General features: G+C 32.2%; 17 protein-coding genes. 1 reads left to right on the top strand and 16 read right to left on the bottom strand.

The window, feature by feature from the left end; genetic code table 11:
• Positions 1–42: 42 nt before the first annotated feature.
• From KA824_RS10765 to KA824_RS10800, 8 genes are all read right to left on the bottom strand, one after another.
• Positions 43–1,266: a hypothetical protein gene (locus KA824_RS10765; RefSeq protein WP_107504706.1), complete on the bottom strand. Its 1,224-nt coding sequence runs from the start codon at positions 1,264–1,266 to the stop codon at positions 43–45.
• 82 nt (positions 1,267–1,348) lie between these two features.
• Positions 1,349–1,840, bottom strand: a complete 492-nt coding sequence (locus KA824_RS10770) for a DUF948 domain-containing protein (protein WP_107384403.1) — start codon at positions 1,838–1,840, stop codon at positions 1,349–1,351.
• A gap of 71 nt (positions 1,841–1,911) precedes the next feature.
• Entirely contained in the window at positions 1,912–3,225 is a 1,314-nt protein-coding gene (gene murC, locus KA824_RS10775) for a UDP-N-acetylmuramate--L-alanine ligase (protein WP_181187724.1), read from the bottom strand.
• Between the two features lie 23 nt (positions 3,226–3,248).
• The gene (locus KA824_RS10780) at positions 3,249–6,917 is read right to left on the bottom strand and encodes a DNA translocase FtsK (protein WP_181187723.1); all 3,669 of its coding nucleotides are present in this window, start codon (positions 6,915–6,917) and stop codon (positions 3,249–3,251) included.
• Positions 6,918–6,934: 17 nt separating this feature from the next.
• Complete coding sequence (ytpR, locus tag KA824_RS10785; RefSeq protein WP_107384406.1) at positions 6,935–7,534, bottom strand: YtpR family tRNA-binding protein; 600 nt, start codon at positions 7,532–7,534, stop codon at positions 6,935–6,937.
• Positions 7,535–7,546: 12 nt separating this feature from the next.
• A complete protein-coding gene (locus KA824_RS10790; protein WP_107384407.1) occupies positions 7,547–8,410 on the bottom strand; it encodes a DUF1444 domain-containing protein in 864 nt (287 codons plus the stop codon).
• A gap of 126 nt (positions 8,411–8,536) precedes the next feature.
• Positions 8,537–8,845 carry a thioredoxin family protein gene (locus KA824_RS10795; RefSeq protein ID WP_181187722.1) on the bottom strand — a complete coding sequence of 103 codons (309 nt, stop codon included), beginning with the start codon at positions 8,843–8,845 and terminating at the stop codon, positions 8,537–8,539.
• 17 nt (positions 8,846–8,862) lie between these two features.
• On the bottom strand, positions 8,863–9,906 hold the full coding sequence (locus tag KA824_RS10800) for a M42 family metallopeptidase (protein ID WP_394859703.1): 1,044 nt from the start codon (positions 9,904–9,906) through the stop codon (positions 8,863–8,865).
• A 115-nt stretch (positions 9,907–10,021) separates the two neighbouring features.
• Here KA824_RS10800 and KA824_RS10805 point away from each other — a divergent pair, with 115 nt between their 5' ends.
• Positions 10,022–10,339 carry a hypothetical protein gene (locus KA824_RS10805; protein ID WP_107385162.1) on the top strand — a complete coding sequence of 106 codons (318 nt, stop codon included), beginning with the start codon at positions 10,022–10,024 and terminating at the stop codon, positions 10,337–10,339.
• A gap of 163 nt (positions 10,340–10,502) precedes the next feature.
• On the opposite strand, the gene KA824_RS10810 is transcribed toward KA824_RS10805, so the two are convergent.
• The 8 genes from KA824_RS10810 to KA824_RS10845 all read right to left on the bottom strand — a co-directional run bounded on the left by KA824_RS10810 (position 10,503) and on the right by KA824_RS10845 (position 18,759).
• Positions 10,503–11,330, bottom strand: coding sequence for a YtnP family quorum-quenching lactonase (locus KA824_RS10810; protein WP_181187721.1), 828 nt, complete (start codon positions 11,328–11,330; stop codon positions 10,503–10,505).
• Between the two features lie 301 nt (positions 11,331–11,631).
• Complete coding sequence (gene trmB / locus KA824_RS10815; RefSeq protein WP_107385164.1) at positions 11,632–12,273, bottom strand: tRNA (guanosine(46)-N7)-methyltransferase TrmB; 642 nt, start codon at positions 12,271–12,273, stop codon at positions 11,632–11,634.
• Positions 12,274–12,288: 15 nt separating this feature from the next.
• Positions 12,289–13,080 (bottom strand): phosphotransferase family protein, encoded by a 792-nt coding sequence (locus KA824_RS10820; protein ID WP_064208823.1) that lies wholly within the window; start codon positions 13,078–13,080, stop codon positions 12,289–12,291.
• 452 nt (positions 13,081–13,532) lie between these two features.
• Positions 13,533–14,378: a D-amino-acid transaminase gene (gene dat, locus KA824_RS10825; RefSeq protein ID WP_107385165.1), complete on the bottom strand. Its 846-nt coding sequence runs from the start codon at positions 14,376–14,378 to the stop codon at positions 13,533–13,535.
• A 2-nt stretch (positions 14,379–14,380) separates the two neighbouring features.
• Positions 14,381–15,790 carry a dipeptidase PepV gene (gene pepV, locus KA824_RS10830; protein ID WP_181187720.1) on the bottom strand — a complete coding sequence of 470 codons (1,410 nt, stop codon included), beginning with the start codon at positions 15,788–15,790 and terminating at the stop codon, positions 14,381–14,383.
• A gap of 222 nt (positions 15,791–16,012) precedes the next feature.
• On the bottom strand, positions 16,013–16,411 hold the full coding sequence (locus tag KA824_RS10835) for a YtxH domain-containing protein (RefSeq protein ID WP_107385125.1): 399 nt from the start codon (positions 16,409–16,411) through the stop codon (positions 16,013–16,015).
• Between the two features lie 15 nt (positions 16,412–16,426).
• On the bottom strand, positions 16,427–17,125 hold the full coding sequence (locus KA824_RS10840) for a pseudouridine synthase (protein WP_181187719.1): 699 nt from the start codon (positions 17,123–17,125) through the stop codon (positions 16,427–16,429).
• Positions 17,122–18,759, bottom strand: a complete 1,638-nt coding sequence (locus KA824_RS10845; protein ID WP_181187718.1) for a putative polysaccharide biosynthesis protein — start codon at positions 18,757–18,759, stop codon at positions 17,122–17,124. The genes KA824_RS10840 and KA824_RS10845 overlap by 4 nt, the downstream gene beginning before the upstream one ends.
• Between the last annotated feature and the right edge of the window lie 113 nt (positions 18,760–18,872).

An 18,872-nucleotide genomic window follows, 5' to 3' on the forward strand; every position in this document is an offset into this window, starting at 1 on the left:
CTTTTTGATTATAGAATTTATACCAAAATCATATAACAGCTTTTAGTCGTTAAATGTTCTTTTATCTATTTTACTTTTCGCTTTTTCAGACTTCTTGTTTTGTAATCTATTTTTTGAATATGTTGGCACTTCTTGGTCAGAATTAGCTGAAACAGTATTGTTATCACTAGAAGATTGCTTACTTATACCTTGTTCAGCATTATCATGAACAATCATACCATCTTTAAAAGACACACTTTTATGTGTTTGCTTAACACGTTGCTCTGCAGCTTGAGATGCATTATTATTTGAAGCTTGACCATGTTTATCTGCAGAATTTTCTACTTTATTATTATTTTCTACTGCATTATCTAATTTCTTTGTAACTAAATTAGGTACTTTTTGATTACCTTTAGCTGTTAGCGTTTCAGGTTTTAATAAATCAACTGTCTTTTCAGCTACTTTAGGATCTTTGGACATTGCATCACGTTTTTGACTCGCTGCTAATGCTAATCCTGCAGCAGTAATACTACCTGCAACTGTTGCTGATTTTAAACTGTTTGTTGATTCAGCTTCAGTACTTTTAGTAACTAAATTAGGAACTGCCTTTTTAGAATTAGATTTTACATTTTCTTCAGCTACAAGTGCAGTTGTGTTTTTCTTAACTGTCGTGTCATTTTTTAAAGCTTTATTTTTCTCTTCAGCAGCATTCGCTAATTTTGTAGCCGATACTGTACCATTTTTTGATGATTCGTCAGAAGATGATGCAACTGTAGAATCAGATAAATGATGTGTTTCTGACTCTTGCTTAATTGCATTTTTTTGAGCATTTTTTTCACTTTCTGTTGGTTGTGCTTGTACATCAATATTGTTCAAACTATCATCTGATGCTTCACTCGATTGTTGTTCAGTTAATGTTTCTTGTGCTTGAGGTGACGTATTAGATAAGTTGTGTGAAGCCGTCTCTTGTTGAATTGCAACTTTTTGCGCATCTAATTCATTGTTTGTAATTGCTTTTTCTTTAATGTGCGCAACTTGACGTTCTGCTTCTGCTTTATCATTTTCAGCTTCTTTAACTACATTTGATTTGAATGCTTTATTATTTTTAGGAACGGATTTATCACTTTGACGTGATTTACTAATAGAAACTAACCCTACTGCCGAACCTATCACTGCACCCACTATAAATCCATAAACAAACACATTTCTAGCGCCAGATGTAAAATATTCTGGAACTTCATAGCTTTCTAAATTTCTTTCGAAATCATCTCGATTATAGTACTTCATATTTGAATGCCTCCTATAACAAATGCACTTAAATAAGTTTATACCTCATTTAAGTGCATTTGTTTTTTAAGTATATAAATGATTAATGGTCAACACGTGTAGTATAGCTATGATTTGCATCGTCTGCTACGCTACTTGTTTTATAATTTGCACTTTCTCTACGATTTCTTCTGTTTTGCCATTTGTCAGCAACTTCCATTGCAACGTTTGACCATTGTACAACTTGAGAAATTTTATCTTCATTTTGAGAAATATTGTGCGTGATTGAGTTAGTTACTCGATCAACAGAACCATTTAATGTTTGAACTGAATCACCGATACCTTTCACAGCATCAACGACAGAGTTTAAACGTTCTGATTTATCTTGAATATCTTCAGTTAAGCGATTCGCTTTATGAAGTAAGTCAGTAGATTCACGTGTAATCCCTTGAATTTGTCCTTCAACTCCATCAAGAGTTTTAGCAACGTGATCTAAATTTTTCTTAACTGAAAGTAATACAACAACGATTCCTATACATAATACTAAAAAAGCAATCGCTGCAATTATTCCAGCTATAGGTAAAATCCATTCCATTTAAAACGCCTCCTAAAAAAACATATGTTGTTATTTAATATAAATACCCACATCATTTTAACATAAACATATTAAAATGAGGTAGTTACACCGATATTTTCCATATATGCACGTTGGATTTTTTGTATATCGCCTGCACCCATAAATAAGATAACTGCATCTTTATACTGTTCTAAAGCATTTACACTATGCTCATCAATAAGCGTGGAACCATCCACCCTATTAACTAGGTCTTGAATGGTTAGTTCACCATTATTTTCTCTTATTGATCCAAAAATTTCACATAAAAATGTTTTATCAGCAAGATTCAAACATTCAGCAAATTCTTCTAAAAAAGCCTGTGTTCTACTGAAAGTATGTGGTTGGAAAACAGCTATAACTTCTTTATTAGGATATTTTTTTCGTGCTGTCTCAATTGTAGCACTAATTTCTCTCGGATGGTGAGCATAATCATCCACTAATATTTGTTTACCCGCCTTAGTTTCATTAAATCTACGTTTTACACCACCAAATGTTTCTAACGCTTCTTTAATATTATCAACGTTTAATCCTTCTAAATAACTTATTGCTATTACTGCAAGTCCATTTAAAATATTATGATCCCCAAATTGTGGAGATAAGAAAGTATCATAAAATTTATTATTAATATAAACATCAAATTGTGTACCTTTTTCACTAATTTGAATATTATCTGCATATATATCATCATTTTTAGAAAATCCATAATAATAAATAGGTACATCTGCTTTTAAATCACGAAGATATGGATCATCTCCCCAAGCTATAATTGCTTTTTTTACGTTATGTGCCATTTCTTGAAAAGCATTAAAAACATCATGTACATCTTTAAAATAATCTGGATGATCAAAATCAATATTTGTCATAATTGTATAATCCGGATGATAACTTAAAAAATGTCTACGGTATTCACATGCTTCAAAAGCAAAGTAATCACTAGCCGGAATACCTAAACCTGTACCGTCTCCAATTAAGAAAGAAGTCTTTTTATCTCCGTTCATAACATGTGATAGTAAGCCAGTTGTAGATGTTTTACCATGTGCACCTGTTACAGCAACAGAAGTGTATTGGTTAATAACATGACCTAAAAAATCATGGTAACGAATAACTTCTAAATTTAATTCATGTGCGCGGACTACTTCTTCATGCGTATCAGGAAAGGCATTACCTTGAACAATGACCATATCTTTCTTTATATTATCTGCATCAAAGGGCAGGGTTTTTATACCTTTATTTTTTAATGCTACTTCTGTGAAAACATAATTCTTTATATCTGATCCTTGTACTTCATTTCCAAGATCATGCATGATTTGTGCTAATGAACTCATACCGGCACCTTTAATGCCGACAAAATGGTAATGTGTCATTGTAACACTCCTTTATCTCTATATTAATTATCATTCAAATCAGACTCAGTGATATACACATCTCTAGGTTTCGAACCGTTTGCTTCCGAAACATAACCTAACTGTTCTAGTTGGTCTACAATTCTCGCAGCGCGATTATAACCGATTTGGAAATGTCTTTGTATCAGTGAAGTAGAAATATGTCCTTCTTGTACCATAAATCGACATACGTCGTCGAATAAATCATCTTGTGGATGACTTTCTACTTTTTTCAACAATTCTTTTTCTTCAAAAAGATAATCAGGTTCACGTTGTTGTTTAATAAAATCAACTACATCATCAATTTCTTCATCAGAAACGAATGTTCCTTGTACACGTATTGGTTTGTTCATTCCACTTCCTAAGTAGAGCATATCTCCATAACCTAATAAGCGCTCTGCTCCACCACTATCTAAAATCGTACGTGAATCTACACTTGAAGATACCATAAAGGCAATACGTGTTGGTATATTCGCTTTGATTAATCCTGTAATTACGTTTACGGATGGTCTTTGTGTTGCAACTAACATATGAATCCCACATGCGCGTGCTTTTTGTGCAATTCGTGCAATTGATTGTTCAACCTCTTGTGGTGCCATCATCATTAAATCAGCTAATTCATCTATTACTATAACAATTTTTGGCATTCTATCTTCATAATTTGCTTTTTTATTAAAAGCAGTTATATTTCTAACATGGTATTTGGCAAATACTTTATATCGACGTTCCATTTCTTCAACTGCCCATTTTAAACTTTGTGTAGCAGCTTTAACATCAGTAATAACAGGAGATACCAAATGTGGCAAGCCATTATATGGTGCCAACTCAACCATCTTAGGATCGATAAGTAATAACCTTAGTTCTTCAGGATGATTTTTATACAATAATGACATTAAAATGCTGTTAATAGATACAGATTTACCTGAGCCTGTAGCACCAGCAATTAAAGCATGAGGTGTTTTTGCTATATCCATAACCAATGGCTCATTGTTAATTCTAAGCCCCATAGCTACTGTTAATTTAGATTCAGCATTTTTAAATGTATTATCTTCTATGATAGAACGTAAATTAACAGGTGTGGAAGACTGATTTGGCACTTCAATACCTACTAGACTCGTGCCTGGAATAGGTGCTTCAATACGTATATCTTTTGCTGCCAATGCCATTTTAATATCATCTTGTAAGTTAGTGATTCTAGATACTTTCACACCTTTTTCAACAGACAGTTCAAAACGAGTCACACTTGGTCCTTCCGTAACAGTTTGAACTTCCGCAGGTACATTGAAATAATAGAATGCTTCATTTAATTTTTGTTTCTTTTCTTCAATCCATTGATTATCTATTTCATGCACTTTAGGTTCATCAAGTAAATCAATACTTGGAAGTTTAATATTCGGACCTTTTCTTATTGACGTTTTACTTTCTTGATATGGTGGCGTATTTTGACTTGGCTGACTCACAGTATTTGAATTCTGAGACGTCGTATCATTAACTGATTGATTGTCTATATGTTTGGATTCAAGTTTTTGTGTTTTTTCATCATGCTCGTTTTCTATACCTTCATCTTTCAGACCTTTACTGGACTGTACATCCTCAGTCAATGTTTCAGATTGCGCATGCATATCCGTAATTTTTGACTTATTATCGTCTGAAGCATATACTTCCACGTTATTTTCGGTTTGCATTTGTTGATGATAAGAAGCAGTTGATTCATCTTTTTTTGTCTGTGTTGTTTTATCTATATTTTCATCTGATTGTTGTAATTTAACCTCATTAGATTTGACAGAAGTATTCGTGTTGTTAAGATTTTTTTTAGCATCAAGCATTCGTTTTTTGTCAGATGGTGTCATCACTACATTGAAAGGTTTGCTCCCTTTCAATCTAGTTGTATTTTTATGTTGTTGATTCCTTTGTTCATCACTATTAACTTTAGCTGCTGGCTTATCATGAACTTGTTGTGTTTCATCATCTTTATTCTCTGAAATCTGTGCGTCACTAACAAATGTATTTTCACCAGTTCTATCCGCTTCAGTATTAACCGATGAATCTTTTTGATATCGTGAAGCATTTTGATTTAAATCATCAGTGTCATCTACATTTTGCTCATCTTCTTTTTCAAAATGATAGTTTGTATACATTGATGTATCATCCACAGAATAATCATTTTCATTTTTCGATGTTTTTACTTCATTTTTGTGCGCTTGTTGAGTCGAATCAAGCGTATTTTGTGACATATCTTTTTGAACATCTGAAATTTCTCTATAAGTTGCATCCGAAATTTCAGTATTATCGATTGATTCTGTTGAGTTTTCATCGTCGTGTTGCAGAACATTATCTATTTCTACATGATTACTATCTTGAAAAAGATTTGACTCGTCATTAGCTTGACTCGTTGATGTTTCTGTAATACTTGGTTCATTTTCTACATTGACAGTTTGATTCTCACTTTCATCTGACTCAACATCTGATTGGTTATTGTCAATGTTATGTACATCACTTATATGATCTAAATTAATTTCTTGATACTTGTATTGTGACGTATCACTTTGGTTATCAGCATCATTTTGTCCATTTGTATCTTTATCTGACAATTTTTTTGCGTAGTCTGTATCACTATTATTATTTTCTGATCCGTCTAATGAACTTTCTCCAATATATTGTTTTGCTTGTTGTGCATACATTTCATCAATTGCTTTTTGAATTGTATCTTCGTCATTTTGTTGATTTTCTTGTCGCTTCTGTTGCAATGCTTTCTTAAACTGACGTTTTTGAAGCACTTTACGCTCACGTTCTCTACGAATTTCTTCAACAATTTGAGACGCATAGATATTTTCTATATTGATTGTATTGTTCTTTTTAGGTGTAGTTGTTGATTGTGATACATGATCTTGTTGCATAGATTTATTTTGCGTTTGTTCTTTGCTCTTTTTAGATGATGGTTGTTCGCTATCAACTTGAGAAAATTGATCAAACGTTGATTCGTCAGTGACGCTTTGGTCATTGTTAGAATTTAATTTTTGTTCTCCTTGCATTTCACTCTCATTATCATCTGTAAAACGATTATTAGGTTTTATCACACCATTTTCTAAAGGATGTGGTTTTTTAGTTCCAAAAATAGCTGAAGGAACTTCGCTCGCTTTAAATTCACTTTTATGATATTGAGGTGTAGTAGGCTCATGTTTTTTTGTACTATGTCCACTTCCGTGTCCAGTACCGCCTAAAACATCTGTTTGAATTCTTGTTCTTTTTCCTTTGTGTTGTTTCTTTTCTTTACGAACTTCATTATCTAATGACGCATTTGTTTTACTACGTGATGATGGATAAGATTCTGTAGATGGTTGATCAAATTTATCTGTAGTTGTTTCATCAGCCATTTGTCTCCGTCTTCTATAGTGGTGATTCTCAGTATGAGGATTAGATGACTTATGATTGGAATTTTTAAATTCATTTTCTGATGATTCTTTATTAGCGTCCTCAGTGTCACTATTTTCTTCTAAAACACGCATTGGAAATCTAAATTTCCCTTTGGGTCTCTCATAAACATCGTTATTTTGAGGAAGTAATGTGTCTTGATGTTCTTGCTGCATATTCTTTTGGCGTCGTTGGTTTCTTTTATTTAGATAATCTTTATTAGGATCATTTTCTTCTCCAAATAATTTGTCGAACCAGCTCATTCGGACATTACCTCCTTCTATTCTTCAAAAAATGCCTGTCCAACTTTGTATTCATCAGACAATACCATAATACCTTTTTCCTGTGGAGCATTTGGTAAATTTAATTCTTTCATAGAACAAATCATTCCACTTGAATCTACACCACGTAATGCTGCATCTTTAATAACCATGCCACTTGGCATCACAGCTCCTACTTTTGCTACAACGACCTTTTGTCCTGCTTCAACATTCGGCGCTCCACAAACGATTTGTAGCTTTTCTGTTTCTACATCTACATTTAAAACACTTAATTTATCTGCATCTGGGTGTTTTTCTTTAGTTTCAACATAACCGACAACAAATTTTGGTGATAAATCTGCGTTCAATTCAAATGTGAAACCAGCATTATTAATTGCTTGTTGTAAGTCATGAATCAAATTTTCATCCAATTTTATATGACCTTTTCCAGTAATATTTGAGACCTTTGATGCATTGAATATATTAAAACCTACAACCTTATTATCTTGACGAATTTCCACTACATCATTCTTTGTTTCATAAGTAAATTCACCTGTTGTGGGTTCAATTTGTAAAAAAGCTACATCTCCAACAGCTTCTTTATTGTAAAATAAATTCATTTTTTTAACTCCTTATTTCTTATCTTTATTTTCATATTGTTTTCTAGTTGCTTCTAATCTTTGGATGACATTTGGGTTTCTTTTTTGCTTATTATTTTTACCTAATATAAATATTGGTTCAAAATGTCCGTTATCATAAGCTAATGATAATGACGTGATTGGAACTAAACCTTTCGTGAAGAATTCCATCGTTAAATGCGCCATGACATCATAACCTGTTTTATTTCGTATATCGGCAATAATTAACACATCTTGATGTGGTACTGCTACCAACATTTCACCTTCACATTGAGCTTGTATGTCATTCAAAAAGGTGTTATTTAAAATTCTACTTGCATCGTAGCCATCATTTGAATTTACAAAATAGAAAATATTACCTTTAACTTCATCAGTTTTATATTTGTTTTCAAGTTTTCTGACATTAAATAATGCCATTTCTTTCACTTGTTGTTTAGTAAGATTTAATTTTTCTAACATTTGTTCATCTATTAATCGATAAGATTTTCCTAAATCTACTGCATAATAAATATTTGTTTCTGCAGTATGTTTATCTATAACAAATGAATTACCTTCTTTATCTTTTTTATCAAAACTAGGCGATCTCAGTACAGGCATTATCTCAATGTTCTCTGCTTCAGATAAAGCCTCCCCTTTCATTTGTTCAATCGCTTCTTCAACATAATATACAATTTCATCTACAATGTTTTCTTTTTGTTCTTTATATTTCGCTACAATTGTAGAAATTTTGACAGTAACACCTTTGCCATTATCATTTCTAGATACGCGTAGCGTTTCTTCATCACGATTAAAACTAAATTTAACATCTAAATGTTTCAATCTATCTTTTAATTTATCTCTCATTTGAAAGACATTCATCGTTAACACTCCTATTTACGTGTCTTAATACAGTTTACAATAAATATACCCTTAGGAACAGAAAAAAAGTAAGTTCTAAGGGTATATTTTTAGCGTACACATTAATACATTTGATTTACTTTATTTTTATAAAGAAGCTAAAAATTCATCTATCTGTTCAATGGATTTACGTTCTTTGCCAATATAACTTCCAATTTGTTGTCCATTACTAAATACTAAAAAACTAGGAATGCCCATAATACCATGTTCAATACAAATATCTATAAATTTATCTCTATCCACTGATATGAATTTATAATTTGTATACTTCGCTTCAAATTGTGGTAGGTCTGGTTCAATTACTTTACAATCCGGACACCAATCAGCAGTAAATAAAAATACTGTGTGTCCTTTTTTTAATTCTAAAAATTGTTGTTCATTTTCTAATTGTTCCATCTAATCACTCCAAAACGTTATTTATACTGTAAAGTATTTATTACTTCATTATCTAAATTTTTAACTGATTGTAATATTAAGCTTCTTGCAGCATCATAATCGCGAAAATCAAATACTGCATTTGTACTGTGAATATAGCGTGCACAAACACCAATAACCGCGGTTGGTATACCTATGTTTGCTTTGTGAATTTCTCCTCCATCTGTACCACCTGGAGACATATAATATTGATGTGGAATTTTAAATTTGTTTGCTAAATCTAACAGAAAATCTCTAAACGTTGGTTTTAGTATCATTGTTCCATCTTTTATACGAATTAAAGTCCCTTTTCCCAGTTCACCGGAAAGATTTTGCTTTCCTTTCATATCATTTGCTGGTGAACAATCTACTATAAAAGCAACATCTGGATCAATTAATTCAGCAGAGGCTTTTGCACCTCTTAAACCAACCTCTTCTTGGACATTTGCTCCGACATATAAATCAAAATCTAACTCTACATCTTTTAATAATTCTAATAATTCTATGCCTATTAAACAACCATAGCGATTATCCCACGCTTTACTAGCAAACCTATGCTCTGATAATTGTGTGAATGGTGTGTCTGGAACTATAGTATCACCTATTTGAATGCCTCGATTTATGACATCTTGTTCGTTTTCACAACCTATATCTAATAATAAGTCTTCAATTTTTGGTGCGCCTTCGTTACCTGTTCTAAAATGTTTCGGTATATTTGCAACGACCCCGACAATTTCTTCGTTGTTTCTTGATTTTACCTTTAACCTTTGGCCTTGCCAAATATCAGTTGCTACTCCACCTAAATTAGTGAATTGTAAAAGCCCATTATCTGTGATGTTCGTTATTAAAAAACCTACTTCATCCATATGAGCGGCAACCATTATTCTTTTAGGATCTTTAGATTTAGATCGTTTAACCCCATAAAAACCACCCATACGATTATAAACAAAGTCATCTACATAGGGTGACATCTCATCTTTCAAATATGCTTTAACGTCATCTTCAAATCCTGGCGCGCCATGTAATTCTGTTAATATTTTCATTCTTGATAATGTTTTACTTTTGTCTATACTCAATGTCTTTCACTCCTTAATATTTATTATATCATCTTCATTATGGTAAACTATAAATATGAATTTATTGGGGGTAGATTGTAATATGTTGAATAAAAAAAGTTGGTTCTTCATCGGCTTAATCTTAATAACAACTATTGTTGGATCAATTTATTTTTATACTCGCCAAAAGCAACTACAAAATCGTAATCCTGAAACTATTATTTCAGATGTAAAAACTTATTTTATGAATGTTGTAGGTTCTTACATATTAAACGAAACGATAATGTATCAAAATGCTGGCGATCAATTAGAAGTCTTTCAAGGTGGTATCACTACCCTTCATAATGGCAAACGCACTTATTATGATTTTTATGCTAATGCTAAAACCGGTGAAGTGATAAACATCGTTGAATGCAAATGATAAATGGTTAAAGTTATGAACATGTTTGTATCATGTAGTCAACGATTATCGACTACATTGAAAGAAATAAACTATATCACTGCTCAAGCCAAGAAGACATAGATTGTATTTCTTGTTAAAGATATAGTGCTATTTCAAATGTTCAAAACTTTAACCTTTTACTTTATTCTCTTGTAATATAATGTTCGATTTCAGAGAGTTCTTTTTGGTTAAATTTTACAGCAAAGTAATTCACATCATGATAATATAAGAACCAGTAATTTTCTAAAATAAATCTAGGTATCATGCGTTCTTTTTCTCTTATTGACTGCATTGGATAATCATCGTAGGCAGTAACCCATAGCGGGTTTTTGTGAGCGACTGTGGGAAAAATATCTCCCATATGCACTGCTTTTTCTCCTTCACTTTCAATTGTAATAATTGAATGACCGTAACTATGACCTCCAGTATGGTACATATTAATCCCCTTGACTATTTCAATTTCATTTTCAAATAACAATAAATTATTGGAGAAATCACCATTATTTTTCTGCCAATACGTTGATTTACTACGTATATTAGGACTAATAAACTCATGCCATTCATCTTGTTGAATAATATGAATCGCATTTTTAAAAACCGCACGTCCTTCACTATCAGTTAATCCTGACGCATGGTCAAAATGTAGATGTGACATTAGTACATAATCAATATCATTCGTCGTCAAATTAAATAATTTTAACTCTTCTTCTATGTTACTTTCATAATGCACACCAAATATTTTACGCTCTTTTTCCGTAAGCTTTTGATTACCTATACCAGTATCAATGATGAAGTTAAATTCTTCCGTTTGTATTAATATTGGATGTGTGGGTAATGGAATCCGATTGTCCTCACTCAGTTCATACTTTTTTGTCCATAAAACTTTGGGTACTACACCAAACATCGCTCCCCCATCAATGTTCGTAATACCACCATTAAGGTAATGTATCTTGAAATTTCCTAATTTCATAACCAATCCCCATTTCTTAATTTAATTACTAATCACTTAATATAGTAATATAATACTTGTTACACGTAAAATAACGAAATTTGTTAGTCCTCCTGCTATGGTCATTTCATTGCGATTTTGTAACATATTGACGTTCATGCATTCGTATGTGTGAGAGACTACAGGCTCGAGCCATATCCCCAGGCAAGCACGTACGGTCAAAATCACAAGATCGTTAATATAAAAAAGGACTAATCCGTCTTTCTTATGGATTAGCCCTTTATTTTGAACATGAGCGTTATAACTGAGTCATAACAAATATTTAATTATTATGGAATTTGGCTTCCATTCTATAAATTCTTGAACCTCTGTCAGAAAACTTTCGCTCATATTCTGTTTCAATATTATTCTCTTTTTCTTCTTGATGTAAATTTAAATTTATTTTTGTAAAATACATACCAAATTGGGACATACTTTCTAAGCTATAAGCAAATAATCCTCTATTATCTGTTTTAAAATGAATTTCTCCATCTGTTTTTAACACTTGTTTATACAAGGATAAAAACGTGTGATACGTTAATCTACGCTTAGTATGTCTTTTTTTCGGCCAAGGGTCAGAAAAATTTAAATAAATACGTGAAATTTCTCCATCTTTAAAGTATTCATTGAGTTCTATCGCATCATTACATATCAATTTAATATTTGTTAGATTTTGCTCTCTCACTTTATCTAACACTTTGACCATAACATTTTTTTCACGTTCCATAGATATAAAATTAATTTCAGGTCTTTGTGCAGCAAGTGTTGTTATAAATTGTCCCATGCCAGAACCAATTTCAATATAAATTGGTTGATCTTTATCAAACCATTCACTAATATGTCCCGCATGACTGCCATCCGTGTCTACAATATCAGGATGCGATTTTAAATAATCTTCAGCCCATGGCTTGTAACGCATTCTCATTTTCTTGATAACTCCTTATATAAATGCATTATTATTCATTACTTCATTTAAGAACTTCAGCCACATATTCATATCTTTATAGCGCTTTTGTTCTTCATACCACTGTACCATTCCAATAGACTGGACAGCAGTATACCACTTCATTCTCTTTTGCAAGTCTATAGAATCTTTCGTACCGTAATCATTTAACCACTGAGGCCATTTATTTTCAGGAACGTAATTGTATAGCAGCATGCCTAAATCAATTGCTGGATCTGCAATCATTGCACCTTCCCAATCCACTAAAAATAATTCATCGTGGTCAGACAACAACCAATTATTGTGATTGACATCTCCATGGACAACTGTAAAAAATCTAGGGTCAAGACTTGGCATATGATCTTCTAAATAAGTTAATGCTTTTCGCACTACATGATGCGTTAACACTTCTCTAGATAATGAGGCATTTATTTTATTTAACAAAATATCAGGCGTAATAGGATACATTTCCATACGTTTCAACATATTCAAAAGTGTTTTTGAACTATGTATTTTTTTCAATAAATTAGCCACTCGTTGTTCATACATCTCATCGAAAGTTAGCTCTCTGCCATTTTTCCAATGTTGCGCTGTTACGACTTCCCCAGTCTCTATTCGTTTCGTCCATACAAGCTTAGGTACAATACCTTCAGCAGACAAGGCTGCAATAAATGGGTTTGAATTTCGTTTTAAAAACAATTTCTGCCCATCTTGTTCAGCCATATATGCTTCTCCAGATGCACCACCTGCTGAATCAAGTGTCCATCCTAATTGATAAAACTGCTCCAACACGTTCACCTCACTTTCAATTAGAAAATGGCTCAAGAAAACAGATTTCGAGAGCCAAATATAATCATTTTCTAATACACTTATAAACTTTAAACTCTATATCATAGTCATTTAATTATGACTATCATTTTGTCCCATAGAATCAAGTTTTCATATTTAAATATGAAATACTGTATCGAGATTAATAATAACTTTAACATCATATCATACATGATCCCGTAACAGTATTTTTTTGAAAAATTCCTTTAGTTTTTTATGAAATTTCAAGTCTCAATTTCAAGTCTCATAGAAGATTTTATAATGTTTAGAGATTGATTTCAACCAATAATGAGAAACAAAAAGTCACATTTTACTACAGTATTTTTCTGTAATTTTTTAAATCGGCTCAGTTAGCATTATAACATAATTTAGCTTTTATAGATGTTACATTTTATTTCCTTTTATGGAAAATATTAACTATCTGTGTCAATGTAACTATTAAATCCTTCTTGTAATGATTTCGTCACTGGACCGACTTCTCCGTCTCCTACTTGTTCGCCATCTAATTTAACGACTGGCATCACTTCAATAGAAGTACTAGACACAATAATTTCATCCGCGTTTCTTAAAAAGTCTACAGTAAATGTACCTTCATTAAATGGTATACCTTTTTCTTCGGCAATATCTTTTATAACCATTCGCGTAATACCATTCAATATATAATTGTTTACTGGATGTGTATAGATTTCGCCTGCTTTAATAGCATATACATTGCTTGATGATCCCTCAGTAACAATGTCACCTCTGTGTTGAATAGCTTCTTGTGCATTATATTTTACTGCACGCTCTTTAGCCAATACATTTCCAAGTAAATTCAAGCTTTTAATATCACATCTTAACCAACGAATATCCTCAGTTGTTATCGCATTAATACCTTCTTCTAATAACTTGTATGGACGTTCATAAGTTTTGGTAAATGCCATCACATTAGCTTCTACTGATGGTGTTGGAAAAGCATGGTCACGAGGTGCTGCTCCACGCGTAACTTGAATATAAACGCCGCCATTAACAACGCCATTCGCTGCTAATAATTCTTGAATTAATTCAGTAAGTTCATCCACATTGTATTTCAATTCTAAACCTATTTCTTTAGCACTTCTTATAAGCCTTTCAAAATGGGGTTTAGCAGTAAAAATATTATTATTATATGTTCTAATATATTCATATATCCCGTCACCAAATACGTAACCTCGATCATTGTATGGTACTTTTGCATCTTGTTCATCTACTAAATGTTCATTAATAAGTACTTTTGTCATCATCATTCCTCCACGCATAGTGCATATAAAGCTTCTAAATAAATACTAGTTGCATTAAATAATTGCTTTTTCGTAATATACTCATTTTTTTGATGCATTAAATCTTCGGAGTCATTAAACATAGCTCCAAAGGCAACACCTTTATCTAAATTACGTGCGTATGTTCCACCACCTATTGTGTAAGGTTCGGTTTGGTCACCAGTTTGATTACGATATGCTGTCACTAACGTTTGCACGAAAGGATCATTTTTATCCACATAGTGAGGTGTTTGGTTTTTACCTAATTCAATAGAAAATCCAAGTTGTTGAATCTCACCTTTAAAACGAGTCATGGCTTCTTCAAATTCAAAACCTTGCGGATATCTTAAGTTAATACCAAATCGGCCACCATTTTGATTATCGTATGAAATGACACCAATATTTGTAGTTACATCTCCCATGACATCTGTATGGAATTTCATCCCCATTTTTTCACCGAAATGAGAGTTGAATAAATACTGTTCACTAAATTGAGTGAAATTTTCAGCAGTTTTATCTAAATTTAATTTGGCTAAGAAATTCAATAAGTATAACCCTGCATTCACACCAATAGATGGATCCATACCATGTACAGCTTTACCATAAACCTTAAGTACTAATACACCGCTATCAACAATACTTTCACCATCAATATTATTATCAGATAAAAACTGTTCAAATTTTTGAATGACGTCAGTCATGTTTTCTTTAACTGCAAGTTTAGCAATTGCTTCATCAGGCACCATGTTATAGCGCTGACCGGATGCAAAAGAAATAAGTTCGTATTCTGGCTCATCTTTATCCTCTGCTTTGTCATTTTGAACCACATCAAATGTACTTATACCTTTTTCACCATGTATTGCTGGGAATTCAGCATCAGGTGCAAAGCCTAAAGTTGGCATTTCTTCAGTTTTAAAATAACGCTCTGTACATTGCCAATCTGACTCTTCATCAGTGCCTATAATGATATGTATACGTTTTTTCCAATTGACCTTCATATCGTTCAATATTTTCACTGCATAATATGCTGCTATTGTTGGCCCTTTATCATCAAGGGTACCTCTTGCAATAATCTTATCTTCAGTTACAACAGGATCGAAAGGATTAGAATCCCAACCATCGCCAGCCGGCACTACATCAACATGACATAAAATTCCCATAACATCTTCGCCTTCACCAGCTTCAATACGTCCTGCAATATGTTCAACATCATGCGTGTTAAATCCATCACGTTCAGCAATACCATACATATAATCTAATGCCTTACGTGGTCCAGGTCCAACCGGATTTTCTGAAGAAATTTTATTATCGTCTCTCACACTTTCAATAGATAATAAGCCATTTAAATCGTTTATAATATCTGTTTCGTATTCTTTCACTTTATCTTTCCACATTTAGCATCAACTTCCTTTTTAATACTTATATATTTAATATTTTACATGAAGTAGTACAGAAACTACAGTGAGATGTGATTATTATTTTAAAAAAATTCACTGTATAATTAATTGAAAAACAGATTGAAGCCTTTCACATACATGTCTTTCAAAATCTGTATTAATATAAAAAAACCTAGTTCAATACTATGAACTAGGTTAAAAAACTAAATTAATAATTGCTTATTTGTTTTTATTGTTTTTGAGTTCTTCTTCAGTAACGACGCGAAGATTATTTGAAGGATCAGCTGCACCTTCATCAGTAAATCTCGCTTCTTCAACATGTTCTTCTTCTTCAGATTCGCCTTTAAAACGATCTTTTTGTTCGTTAATGAAACCTTTAGGATCTTGTTTTACTTTTGAAGCATAACCTTTAGGGTCTTGTTTTACTTCATTATAAGTTTCATTGGCTTTTGAACTGATTTGACTAGCGATGTCTTTTGCGTTTTGCTTATAGGACTCAGGATTTGATTTATATTTACTATATTCATCCTTTAATTTATCTCTATTCTCTTTTTTAGAAAGAACAACTGCAGCAGCTGCGCCTCCAACACCTATAATTGCTTTTAATAATTTTGACATAATAACACCTCTTTATTATTTTAATCCTAATTGTTTAAAATCTATTTGAGTTAAGTGGCGATATTCACCCGGTTCTAAAGATTCATCCAGTTTTAGTTCACCAATGCTAATACGTTTCAATTCCAGAACTTCATTATCTATAGCATGAAACATACGCTTAACTTGATGATATCTTCCTTCATAAATTGTGACAAATGATTTATATGCCTCATCACTTTTTACTAAAGTTGCAGGCTTCGCCAAACCCTCATTCAATTCAATACCCATTTTAAATGATTTTATATCATTATTTGTAATATTTTTTTTAGAGATTACCTCATATGTTTTAGAAACATGCTTAGCAGGGCTCATTAGTTCATGATTAAAAGTTCCATCATTCGTAATTAATAACAAACCCTCAGTGTCTTTATCTAATCGCCCCACTGGAAAAACTTCTAAAAACTGATATGGTTCAACCAAGTATACAACTGTTTGATGTTGGTCATCCTCTGTTGCAGATACATAGCCTTTAGGCTTATTTAACATTAGATAGACTTTATCTATATAATGAATCGTTTCATTGTTTTTTTGAACTACATCATTTTCTGGGTCTATTTGCTTTTTAGGAGATTTTTCTATTTTATTATTAACTGTAATCGTACCTTTTTTCAATAACTGTTTAACTTCTGTACGCGTTCCGACACCCATATTAGCTAAAAATTTATCTAATCTCATTTTATAAGACCTAATTTACGTCTAAGTTTATTTGGAATATCTCCTAAAAATTGATCGGCCAGTTTTGTCTTCATCGTAATTCCACCGTAAACAATCATACCTATAATGACACTAATAATTAAAATTGCTAAAGCGCCAAATTTAGTTTGTGGTGAAATAACCATTTGTAATAAAAATGATGATAATTCAACTACGACCATCATTAAGAAACCGTATAAGAAAATTTTACCAAAATGTAGCCATGTTTCTGAGAAATCAAAATTAGCATATTTTTTAAGTATATAAAAATTACAGATAACAGCAAATAGCAATGCTATTGCCGTACTTAAAATTGCTCCGGCAGTATGGAAAGCCATAATCAATGGCGTGTTTAGTATTACTTTTAATACTACTGCCGCTAAAATTACAAACACTGTTAATTTTTGTTTATCAATGCCTTGTAGCATAGATGCTGTCACACTCAATAATCCTATTAAAATTGCCACAGGTGCATAATAAAATAACAATTGACTACCATCGACATTGTAACTATAAAAGACAGTATATAATGGTAAAGCTAAGGCCATAATACCCAGACTTGCTGGGACTGTAATATACATTAGAACCCCTAAAGATGTTCTGATTTGTCTGTGCATTTCTTTTAATTCACCCGATTCATACGTCTTAGTGATAAATGGGATTAAACTCACTGCAAAACCAGCAGATAAAGACGTTGGAATCATCACTATTTTATTTGTCGTCATGTTTAAAATGGTAAAGAAATAGTCATGTAAACGGCTTGGTACACCAGCCAAACCTAAGGCACCGTTATGTGTAAACTGATCTACTAGATTAAACAGTGGGAAATTCAAACTAACAATTACAAATGGGATACTATAAGAAATAATTTCTTTATACATTTTTCCATAGGAAACTGTGATATCTGAAGTATCCGTTGCTACCATTTTTTCAATGTTAGGTTTTCTCTTTCTCCAGTAATACCATAATGTAAATATCCCTGCTATCGCACCTATTGCAGCAGCAAATGTTGCTATACCGTTGGCTTGTAGCACACTTCCACCAAAGACATTAAGTACTAAATAACTTCCTACTAAAATAAATAATATACGTGCGATTTGTTCTATGACTTCTGAGACCGCAGTTGGCCCCATTGATTTATAACCTTGGAACACACCACGCCACGTAGCAAGTAATGGTATGAATATGACCACCATACTGATTATTCTAATAATCCATGTAATATCAGCTACTGACCAACCACCTTTAGTACCAGATTCATGTGCTAAAGTAATTGTGGCGATACTTGGTGCTAATAAATATAAAATGAAAAATCCAATAAATCCTGTTATAGTCATAACTATAAAGCTAGATTTATATAACTTTTCACTTACTTTATAAGCGCCTAAAGCATTATATTTAGACACATATTTAGACGCCGCTAATGGCACACCAGCAGTTGCGACTGCAATGGCAATATTATACGGCGTATATGCATAGTTAAAAGGTGCCAATTTTTCTTCTCCACCAATAATGGAGTAAAAAGGAATAATATATATAACACCCAAGACTTTAGTAATCAATATACTAAGGGTGATTAAAAAGGTACCCCTAACTAATTCTTTACTTTCACTCATTCAGATCTTCCTATCTCAAATTAAATTTTTACAATCATAACTTTAATCATAACGTTATAAACACTTTTTTTCAAAACTATATTACTATAAACTATAAAATAACACTATTTAGT

The sequence above is a fragment of the Staphylococcus sp. GDY8P198P genome, from assembly GCF_017891615.1.
GTDB classification, from domain to species: Bacteria; Bacillota; Bacilli; order Staphylococcales; family Staphylococcaceae; genus Staphylococcus; species Staphylococcus cohnii.

Excerpts from the sequence above, each read along its gene's own strand:
- KA824_RS10765 (WP_107504706.1), bottom strand. The coding sequence starts at position 1,266 with ATGAAGTACTATAATCGAGATGATTTCGAAAGAAATTTAGAAAGCTAT.
- KA824_RS10770 (WP_107384403.1), bottom strand. The coding sequence starts at position 1,840 with ATGGAATGGATTTTACCTATAGCTGGAATAATTGCAGCGATTGCTTTT.
- murC (WP_181187724.1), bottom strand. The coding sequence starts at position 3,225 with ATGACACATTACCATTTTGTCGGCATTAAAGGTGCCGGTATGAGTTCA.
- KA824_RS10780 (WP_181187723.1), bottom strand. The coding sequence starts at position 6,917 with ATGAGCTGGTTCGACAAATTATTTGGAGAAGAAAATGATCCTAATAAA.
- ytpR (WP_107384406.1), bottom strand. The coding sequence starts at position 7,534 with ATGAATTTATTTTACAATAAAGAAGCTGTTGGAGATGTAGCTTTTTTA.
- KA824_RS10790 (WP_107384407.1), bottom strand. The coding sequence starts at position 8,410 with ATGAATGTCTTTCAAATGAGAGATAAATTAAAAGATAGATTGAAACAT.
- KA824_RS10795 (WP_181187722.1), bottom strand. The coding sequence starts at position 8,845 with ATGGAACAATTAGAAAATGAACAACAATTTTTAGAATTAAAAAAAGGA.
- KA824_RS10800 (WP_394859703.1), bottom strand. The coding sequence starts at position 9,906 with ATGAAAATATTAACAGAATTACATGGCGCGCCAGGATTTGAAGATGAC.
- KA824_RS10805 (WP_107385162.1), top strand. The coding sequence starts at position 10,022 with ATGTTGAATAAAAAAAGTTGGTTCTTCATCGGCTTAATCTTAATAACA.
- KA824_RS10810 (WP_181187721.1), bottom strand. The coding sequence starts at position 11,330 with ATGAAATTAGGAAATTTCAAGATACATTACCTTAATGGTGGTATTACG.
- trmB (WP_107385164.1), bottom strand. The coding sequence starts at position 12,273 with ATGAGAATGCGTTACAAGCCATGGGCTGAAGATTATTTAAAATCGCAT.
- dat (WP_107385165.1), bottom strand. The coding sequence starts at position 14,378 with ATGACAAAAGTACTTATTAATGAACATTTAGTAGATGAACAAGATGCA.
- pepV (WP_181187720.1), bottom strand. The coding sequence starts at position 15,790 with ATGTGGAAAGATAAAGTGAAAGAATACGAAACAGATATTATAAACGAT.
- KA824_RS10835 (WP_107385125.1), bottom strand. The coding sequence starts at position 16,411 with ATGTCAAAATTATTAAAAGCAATTATAGGTGTTGGAGGCGCAGCTGCT.
- KA824_RS10840 (WP_181187719.1), bottom strand. The coding sequence starts at position 17,125 with ATGAGATTAGATAAATTTTTAGCTAATATGGGTGTCGGAACGCGTACA.
- KA824_RS10845 (WP_181187718.1), bottom strand. The coding sequence starts at position 18,759 with ATGAGTGAAAGTAAAGAATTAGTTAGGGGTACCTTTTTAATCACCCTT.